The sequence below is a fragment of the Staphylococcus sp. TCBT05 genome, from assembly GCF_055179755.1.
In genome coordinates, this window is record NZ_JBUQDQ010000031.1 from 1 (window position 1) to 710 (window position 710).

Consider the following 710-nt stretch of genomic DNA (forward strand, 5'->3'; position numbering starts at 1 on the left):
GTAAAGAAGCATCGGGAACAGGTAATATGAAATTTATGATGAATGGTGCGATTACACTCGGAACGCTAGACGGTGCTAACGTTGAAATAAAAGACCGGGTCGGTGAGGATAACTGTTTTATTTTCGGTTTAACGGCCGAAGAGGTTCTTCATTACTATCAAAATGGTGGGTATCGTGCAAGTGATTATTATCACCACAATAGGCACATTAAAAAAATAGTTGATCAATTAACAAATGGTTTCTTTGCACAATCGGGAGCTGAATTTGAAGCAATTTACGATTCTCTCGTTATTCAAAACGATGAATATTTCGTTCTGCGAGATTTTGGTCCGTATGCTGAAAGACAAGAAGCTGTTGGTAGAGCTTATGAGAACCGAACGAAGTGGCTAGAAATGTCTATTTTAAATATTGCACAGTCTGGTCATTTTGCGAGCGATCGAACGATTTTGCAGTACAGTAATGAAATTTGGGGTATCGGTAATGCAGTTAAACAGTTTTAAAGAGGTTGCTATATTGGGAGATATATTATCGATTTACCAACAAAAATGGATATTAATAAATAAAACGAGCTTAATAAAATTAAGCTCGTTTTATTTATTTTGCTTAAGAAAGAAATGGAACAGTGGTATATATGATACCTGCCCCATCATACTCTCCTGTCGCAAAGTATGAAAATGTAAAGAAACCTGTAACCGTAAAAATTACAATAA

The 710-nt window shown here is 35.6% G+C and carries 1 protein-coding gene; it reads left to right on the top strand.

Features of this window, described 5'->3' with window-relative positions; genetic code table 11:
- The coding region (locus tag ACY191_RS06825; RefSeq protein ID WP_463269972.1) for a glycogen/starch/alpha-glucan phosphorylase at positions 1 to 500 on the top strand (500 nt) is incomplete at its 5' end.
- Positions 501 to 710 lie beyond the last annotated feature (210 nt).